The organism is uncultured Methanobrevibacter sp. (assembly GCF_947169325.1).
GTDB lineage: Archaea > Methanobacteriota > Methanobacteria > Methanobacteriales > Methanobacteriaceae > Methanocatella.
In genome coordinates this window covers 1-7,716 of record NZ_CAMVPN010000093.1, presented here as the reverse complement: position 1 = coordinate 7,716, position 7,716 = coordinate 1, and the positions used below count along the sequence as shown (strand labels likewise).

The window sequence follows — 7,716 nt, the reverse complement described above, 5'->3', positions numbered from 1 at the left end:
AACATTTGAAATGTGATTGAGCAAGATTCCAGTGTCCTTTGAAATCATAGTGGGAGTCTTTATCTCATCTTTTAAGGTCTTAACTACCTTAACCCTATAACTACTGGCATATACATGTGCATATATCTTTAATGTTTTGTCATCCATATTAACATCTCCTCTTTTATTTAAATAGTTCATTTTTTAATTTGATTGCTTGTTTTACTAATATCCAAATTATTAATCCATTGCATTTTCAATTTTCAAGGTATCATGATATTCTTCGGCTTCGGGAACTTCAACAAAACTGTGAACAACCTCCTTATTCTCTTCAACGATTTGTTTTACATCATCTATTGAAATTCGGAAGAATTCCTTACGGTTGTTAATCTTGTTTACCCTTTGCTTGTCAAACCGGTTATGCAATTTTGATTCCAAGGCATATGCGTCCTTTGAAAACATGAATACATGAGCATCATATTTGAATGGCACTGATGCTGAAGACAATTCACGAACCCTGTCTTCGGGGTTTTCACGGCGGGTCACTCCAATCTTAAATACTCCTTCGCCAAATGATCCTATGTTACTGATTATATAGACATATCCTGCTCCCGGCTTTTCCTTCCACTCATCGATTCTTTTGATTTCTTCGTTATTTTTATCAAGCGCTTTTCTGAGCTTTTCGATTTCTGCCAACAAGTCTGCCTTTTCGCTGTCTTCTGCCTGATTCAGTTTTTCTTCAATATCCTCAATTTCAGAATTTAGTCTTTTATTTTCATTGGAGAATTTCTTTTTCTCCTTTTCAAGCTCTTTTTGAAGTTTCTTCTCTTCCCTTTCCCTTTCACGTGCTTCCCTTAGAAGCTCCTTTTCCTCTTGCTTTTTCAGTTCATATTCAAATGCTAAGTGAATTCATCGAATTTAAGGTTCAGGTATTGCTGTGAAATCACTACATCATCCCTTTTATATAAGTTATTCAAGGAGTCAAAGGATTTTTGAATCCTTTTTTCGCTGCTTTCAAAATTGGAATGCTTCACCTTGTTGATTATCACTTCACATTCATTGTTGAAGCTTCTTAAAATCTGCCTGATGTTTGCATTTGTTTTGGCCCTTCCTTTTGATACACTTCCATCTACAGTCCATTCCGTAAAGCATTGGGCGGCAGTCTTGTCTTTTATCAGCTGCTTCTGTTTTTTTCTTATCTCTGTTAACTTCTCTTTATATAGCGTAGAATTGACAAATTTATATCTAGGCTCATACAGCCCGTAACTCTGCATTTCAAGTTCCTCTTTGGTATTGTCCAGTTGGGATTCAAGCTCACTTACCTCATTCTGCAGGTGAATCAGCCTGTCCTGATTGAATTTTAATTTGTTGGACAAATCATCCTTCTTTTCCAGCTCCAGCTTTTCATATTTTGCATTGAGACTGTCAAGCTCCTCGATCTTGTCCTTTATCTTTTCATCAACTTCCCGGATTCTTTCGGATTCCAATTTGTCCAATTCCTCTTCAATGTTGTCCAGTTTGCTTTGCCTGTCTGCCAGCTTCTGGTTGATTTCCTCTTCCTTTTCCTTTTCCATTTTAGCCAATTTCATTTCAATGTTTTTAAGCTCTTCATTTTTAGCGCGCAAATCCTTGTCAATTGTACTTTCGGGCTTTTTTTGACCCCTGTATAATAAATACAGTCCCAGCACCAAAATAACGCAAGAAATGTGCACCTGAACAAACAGAAATGAAAATGCTCCAACAATCAATAAGACAATACCGATAATCTCATTAGAATCCATAATAACAATCCAAATAATTTATAGATAATATTTTGTATCTAATACTATTTATACAACATTACCACATTGTTTCAATTATTTGATTAAAAATATGAAATGGTTAAAAACATGACCTCACACATCATTATGATGAAATTATTTAGAAAAAATTTTTAAATCTTTATTGGACAATCCGTTTTTCCTTCAAGCAACATGATGAAAGTAAAAGTTCCAGAATCAGCCATTCACAGGCATCCAAATTGACTTTCCTTGCAAAAGAGACAACATCAATCGCATACCCTTTAACAAAATTTTTATAATAATATTAAACATAACTTATTATCAAGAATATATTGGAGAACATAATATGAAAGTGCTTGGAATGGATTTGAACTGGAAGCTTTTCATCAACCTGTTTGTAATCAACGGACTGATTGTCACAGACATCATCCTGATTACAATAGAGATGATTTTTCAAGTTCCCGAAATCATCACATTAAGAATACTGAACTTTGACTTTATCGTGTGCATAATCCTTTTAATCGAATGGACAACCACCTTCATCATATCCCCTTCAAAAAAGACGTTTCTAAAGGACAGAGACAATATACTGGCACTTATTGCATCAATCCCATTTGATTCAATTCTTCCAGTAATCATCCCTGGAATGAATCTTTTAAGGTATCTCAGGCTATTGAAGCTTATCAGAATAGTGTTTCTCTTTGAAAGGTTCTCATACACTGTCAAAAAGTTCGTCAACAAGACAAACATCGACAAGATTCTCGGCGGAGTTATAATTACCATACTGATATTCACAGGACTCCTCTACATTTTCGGTCCGAGCTATGGCATTTTTGACGACTTCTATTTCGTAATTGTGACTCTTACCACCGTAGGATACGGTGACATCACTCCACAGACATACAACGAGAAGGTAATCACCATGATGCTGATTACAGCTGGAATATTCATATTCTCCACAATCACAGCTGCAATATCCTCATTCATGACAGAGCGCCTGATTGAAAGTGACGAGGACGAATTTGAAGCGGAAATCAGAGAACATTTTGAATCCATGAACTCAAAGCTTGACAGTCTCGGTGAGGAAAACAGGATGCTTAGAGAGGAAATCAAAGAGTTAAAGGAAAAGATGGAGGAGTGAAAAATGCCATTGTCAACACCAATGAACAAAAAGGAAATAAAGCGTGGTGAGGAAACACTGAAAGGAATCATCGGAGGAAAGATTCTTCACAACAGCGAATTCGTAAGGCTTTTGAAGGTAAACGGCATAGGTGACACCTCAAAGGCATGGGGAATCATCAACCATCAGATAAAGCTTGAATTAGAAGACGGCAGGATAACCTATGAGGATGTCGGAAGAAGGGTGAACCAACTTGTTTTGGAGATGTCACCCAACAACAGGCTGATAACTTTAGATGAAGCGGATGCAGCAAAGGTCGAGGATGCCAAAAGGGACATCCTTTCAAAAGGAAAGATCAACATCCAAATTCCGTACCAGTCAAGCGGAGTCGGCGATGTCGCAATAGGAACCGCAATATGGGGAAGAAGCGGCGCCATCCTGGGCGCACTCAATGAAGGCGAGACAAAATGGAAATACACTAATCTTCTCTTCATGAATGACGGATTCACCATAAAATCCACAGGTGACGTCGTCCTTTATGATGACATAAGACGCATGGTGTTCGGAAACAGGGGCTTCGTGCACACCATAGTCACATTCGTCCTTAACAATGACAGCAAATTCATATGCAAGGTTGCTAACATTGACCTAGCAGCATTCAATAGCATAGTAAGCGACCATATTGAAGCGCCGAAAAGGAAAAGCGAGGACATCCAAACAATCAACGACAATGCAGACATCCTTCTGAAGTACGCAGATTTGTATGAAAGGGGGCTTATAACACGTGAGGAATATGACGAGAAAAAGGAACAGCTGCTGCATGGTGCAGATGTGGAAAATCCAGATGAAGAATCCGATATTCCAGCATCATTCTGCACAAACTGCGGAGCTCCAGTGGATGCCGATTCAAACTTCTGTTCAAGCTGCGGTGCAAAAATACTTTGAAGTCCACCAAATCATTTCAAGAGTTGATTAAATAAATAGTTCACTTAGAAAGCCATCACCAAAATCACTGGATTTTACATTAACATGAAGCATTTGTGAAATTTATGTTGAACTGACAGTGTGATATATATCCGCAATTAAAAATCAGATTGGAAATGCGAAAAGTCAAATGGTAATGTCAAACTTAAAAATCCTAAAAATTAAAAAAATCCCATGTCCATCCCAAATTTATCAAATTATTCATTGAATATCCCTTTATAGACCTTATAATTCTTTTTTCAGAGGTTTGTCAATAACTTTTTTAATTGTATGCAAATACCGGTGCAATCATGGCCAAATTCAAAAAGTTTTACATGAAAATAATTGAGTGGAAAATCGGCTTGCGGCAATGGTTTGTTAAAAAAAATAGTTATGTTAAAACTGCCTGCTCGATTGCGCCAAACAGGCAGCATTTTACGTGTCACTTTCAATTCGCAGAACTTTCACCCCCGTAGGATATTTTTTGCGAATTTATTATAAATTTAGAAACATCTGAAATCAGGTATGAAATCCATAATATCACTTACATCAATATTCACCATATTTTCACCTCCACATCAATTTTATAAACAAAACCTCACAATCCCCTTAAAACGGAGAAACCTGAGGAGTCCATCAACGATCAATATCAAACCAATCTAAAAAACCCATATTTCCACCTCCTATCAGTTTTGAGTTCACCGGTCCATTCACCTAATGAATCAGGTCTCTTGTCCATTTGTCAATCATTATAGTCACCTTGATAATTTTTCTGTCTTTGATGTTTTTCAATTTGAGTACATCAGACCTATTAATTAGTTTATGAAAGGCCATATAAATAGTTTTTCGAATGTAAGTGCTCACTTGCATCTTAAAATGATTAAAAAAAGAAAAATAAGTGTTTTTTAGAAAAATAAAGATTAATCATGGCACTGTCAAATAAGATTAACATAACATTACCTGTCGTTAATGTGATAAAATATTCACTACCAACTCAAATATGAACTCTATAATTAAGTTAAAGACTAATTCTACTCTGATTTTGTCAATAATTAACATCATCTTTTTCATAACTTATAAATATTTTCGCGAATATAAACATTTTCAATGACAAGTGAACAATATATCTGCGAGAAAAATAATAAATTCAGGGTTTTCAAATCAATCAACAACAAAAATGAGGTTTTTGGATGCTATAATAACTTGAATGATGCTACTTTTGCAAGGGATTTGCTTGTCAAGCATGATTGGAATTTAATGGATATTTTAAAGGAAGGTCCGATTTTCTTCAGCAAGATTCATAACCAGTACCTTGTGGCCCCCGTAATTAATGATGAAGTTGCCATAATCAATCATTATGACTCTAAAATTGATGTTATACTTAATGTTGATGAAGACATCGAAATGTATATGAAATATCAAACAATGGGAAAACAAGCATTATACCATGGAGATTCAAAAGTCAACCGGTACATCTTGAAAAGATATCGTAAATTCTGGATTAAGAAAAGAATTGATGGTGAACTCCGCATTTTAGGACCATATGATACAAAGTGGGATGCGATTGAAGCAAGGGATGAATTTGAGTTGAACGGTTGGAAACTGCACAATAATGATGAAGAGAGTATCTTCTATAATGAATTGGATGATGAGGATTACGAGGATATTATTTTTAACCTTTCGATGTGGCAGAAAATAGTCTATGATACAATTGTTCGCATAGGTAAGGTCAGATTCCCCCTTGATGAGCTTTTAAATCACAGTTACCTTAAACACTATAAATCCAGTGCGAATTTTGATGAAAAAGTAATCACTCACTTAAATGAACTGATTGAATGGGGATTGGTGGAAAGTCTGGGAGACAATATGTATCTTAGGAAATTCTAGTGAATATTTTGATGACGTCTAAAATAAGTTACGTATATTTCATGAGAAAATATCGGGCTCAGCTAATGTGGAAGAGAATTTACCGAATATTACTATAATTCCTATTACGTAGCACTTATCCGTGGACAACCTATTCATTAAAATATTTTTCATAATCTGCACAGATGTTCTGTATTCTTTTTTTGTTCTCAAGTTCATGTTTGGATTTGTAATAGCATTCTGTGAAATATATCAAGTTGTGTTTTCTACTTAATATGAATATAAATCTAAAAGGAGATCTGTTTCCTTCTTTAATTGATTTACAACGAAATTTTTTGATTTTAAACACTGGAAATTTTACTTTTGGACCTAATCCAGGGATTTGATTATATCTGTCTTGAGTTAATCTGTGATCTCCTCTTTTTAAATCTAAGAGTAAAACTTTTTTTAACCTTTCAAAATCCTTTTCAAGTGATGGGCATTTTTTAGTGAGCTTTTTAAATTCCTTATCAAACTTGGGATAAGTTTTAATGGTGTATTCAGTTGTCATATTCTCTAACGCTATATTCAGGGTCTCTGTAAAAAACGTATTCATAGTCTAAATCTTCATTATCTTCTGCAATCATCCACGGCATATCCCCATGAGAATATTCACTAACTTCTTTTGCAGATAGATCACCCAATTCATCAATTACTTCATTTATAACACCCAATTCCTTAGTGTTCAGTGCTGATAAATCTGGAACCTCCTGTAAGTAGTGTTTATGGATAGTAGTTCCAAAATAAGGTTTTTTTTCAATTGTAATGGAGTTATCGTTAATCATTTCATCGACTATTTCATCAATGTGTTGTGGATATGGGCCTCTTTCATATTTGATATAGGTTTCATTGGTTATGGAAGTTTCATATTTTTCATAATAATTGAAATCTGAAAAATATAATAATTTACAAATCACTGTTTTTCCAACATTCTTTTTATTTTCACATCTGTTGATGATGTATGAAAGAACACTTTTGAATTTTTCTTTATCAAATTCCATTGTTAATCACCCTCCATTAATATTTATGATTTAAGATATTACTACTTTATTAAAGCTATTGTTTCTTTTAATTTAAATATTTATGCTTTTTGCATGTTTGAAGCAATTTTATTGTTAAATAATAAATAAAATAGTTGGCATTAGCTTTATCCCTTTAAATTAAGTGTCCTGTAAGTGCTGGAGTGTATTAAAAACAAGGTTAAACAAAGAAGGTGTTGAGTTGGTTACAATTTGTAACCAACTTAAATTACCACCACATAAAGACGGTAAAATGTACAAAACAGATGTTACTACTGCAAAACAAGTTCCGTATTATTCAATCAATACCTTCTCCAAATGCCGAACCGTTTAAACAATATAGCCGGCAATGCTTTAAGAGAATTGGAAAGTAGAACTGGACGAAAAGTAGTGAGCAGCAAAAATTCTAAAAATCCAAGGTTATTGGATGAAAATTTAAAGTAGAAACTGTATCTAGACAAATATTTCTGCGAGCATCAAAAATAGTAGGCAGTATAATTAACGGAAGCCTCAATTAAATCAAAAGAAAATATGAAAACTTAAAGATTAACGCACCTACATTAACGTTAATGAAATCAACATTAAAAATCAAATCAGATTTGAACACCCATATATACTTGAAAATGTGATTTTGGATATGTTAATGTCAGAACTTACCTGATTTCGTTTCTGGCCAGCTCTCTTTTTTTAACTAAATCCCCCCATTTGCGGAATTGATGATATTTTTTAGCATAATTTCCTAAAGTTTCCTTCCATATTCAATTCTATTCCATATTTACCATTTTTCGAACTTCTAGTAGAAAATCCGAACAGACAATTCTTTCAAAACATACATTAACAGATTTTAAGCGAATCTTTGAGAACATAATATTCATCGAATTAAAACGACAGGGATTTGAACCTCCCCGCCCTGTAGAGGGCGGGGATTCGCAAACCAAAAAATATATTG

Annotated in this window: 7 protein-coding genes; 3 read left to right on the top strand and 4 right to left on the bottom strand. The window is 34.4% G+C overall.

Going from position 1 to position 7,716, the window contains the following annotated elements:
- Positions 1 to 219: 219 nt before the first annotated feature.
- Together Q0W26_RS10415 and Q0W26_RS10410 are read right to left on the bottom strand one after the other, a co-directional pair.
- Positions 220 to 675, bottom strand: a complete 456-nt coding sequence (locus Q0W26_RS10415; RefSeq protein WP_298524935.1) for a GIY-YIG nuclease family protein — start codon at positions 673 to 675, stop codon at positions 220 to 222.
- 203 nt (positions 676 to 878) lie between these two features.
- The gene (locus tag Q0W26_RS10410) at positions 879 to 1,760 is read right to left on the bottom strand and encodes a DUF4041 domain-containing protein (protein ID WP_298524932.1); all 882 of its coding nucleotides are present in this window, start codon (positions 1,758 to 1,760) and stop codon (positions 879 to 881) included.
- A gap of 346 nt (positions 1,761 to 2,106) precedes the next feature.
- Here Q0W26_RS10410 and Q0W26_RS10405 point away from each other — a divergent pair, with 346 nt between their 5' ends.
- The 3 genes from Q0W26_RS10405 to Q0W26_RS10395 all read left to right on the top strand — a co-directional run bounded on the left by Q0W26_RS10405 (position 2,107) and on the right by Q0W26_RS10395 (position 5,730).
- On the top strand, positions 2,107 to 2,901 hold the full coding sequence (locus tag Q0W26_RS10405; protein ID WP_298524929.1) for an ion channel: 795 nt from the start codon (positions 2,107 to 2,109) through the stop codon (positions 2,899 to 2,901).
- 3 nt (positions 2,902 to 2,904) lie between these two features.
- On the top strand, positions 2,905 to 3,825 hold the full coding sequence (locus Q0W26_RS10400; protein WP_298524926.1) for a zinc-ribbon domain-containing protein: 921 nt from the start codon (positions 2,905 to 2,907) through the stop codon (positions 3,823 to 3,825).
- Between the two features lie 1,125 nt (positions 3,826 to 4,950).
- Positions 4,951 to 5,730 (top strand): hypothetical protein, encoded by a 780-nt coding sequence (locus Q0W26_RS10395; RefSeq protein ID WP_298524923.1) that lies wholly within the window; start codon positions 4,951 to 4,953, stop codon positions 5,728 to 5,730.
- Between the two features lie 130 nt (positions 5,731 to 5,860).
- Here the strand turns inward: Q0W26_RS10395 and Q0W26_RS10390 are convergent, their stop codons facing one another.
- Both Q0W26_RS10390 and Q0W26_RS10385 read right to left on the bottom strand, forming a co-directional pair.
- Positions 5,861 to 6,259: a hypothetical protein gene (locus Q0W26_RS10390; protein WP_298524920.1), complete on the bottom strand. Its 399-nt coding sequence runs from the start codon at positions 6,257 to 6,259 to the stop codon at positions 5,861 to 5,863.
- Complete coding sequence (locus tag Q0W26_RS10385; protein WP_298524918.1) at positions 6,249 to 6,749, bottom strand: Panacea domain-containing protein; 501 nt, start codon at positions 6,747 to 6,749, stop codon at positions 6,249 to 6,251. The genes Q0W26_RS10390 and Q0W26_RS10385 overlap by 11 nt, the downstream gene beginning before the upstream one ends.
- Positions 6,750 to 7,716 lie beyond the last annotated feature (967 nt).

Bases quoted from the DNA above. Each gene is read 5' to 3' on its own strand.
- Q0W26_RS10390 (WP_298524920.1), bottom strand. From the start codon at position 6,259: ATGACAACTGAATACACCATTAAAACTTATCCCAAGTTTGATAAGGAA.
- Q0W26_RS10405 (WP_298524929.1), top strand. From the start codon at position 2,107: ATGAAAGTGCTTGGAATGGATTTGAACTGGAAGCTTTTCATCAACCTG.
- Q0W26_RS10410 (WP_298524932.1), bottom strand. From the start codon at position 1,760: ATGGATTCTAATGAGATTATCGGTATTGTCTTATTGATTGTTGGAGCA.
- Q0W26_RS10395 (WP_298524923.1), top strand. From the start codon at position 4,951: ATGACAAGTGAACAATATATCTGCGAGAAAAATAATAAATTCAGGGTT.
- Q0W26_RS10385 (WP_298524918.1), bottom strand. From the start codon at position 6,749: ATGGAATTTGATAAAGAAAAATTCAAAAGTGTTCTTTCATACATCATC.
- Q0W26_RS10400 (WP_298524926.1), top strand. From the start codon at position 2,905: ATGCCATTGTCAACACCAATGAACAAAAAGGAAATAAAGCGTGGTGAG.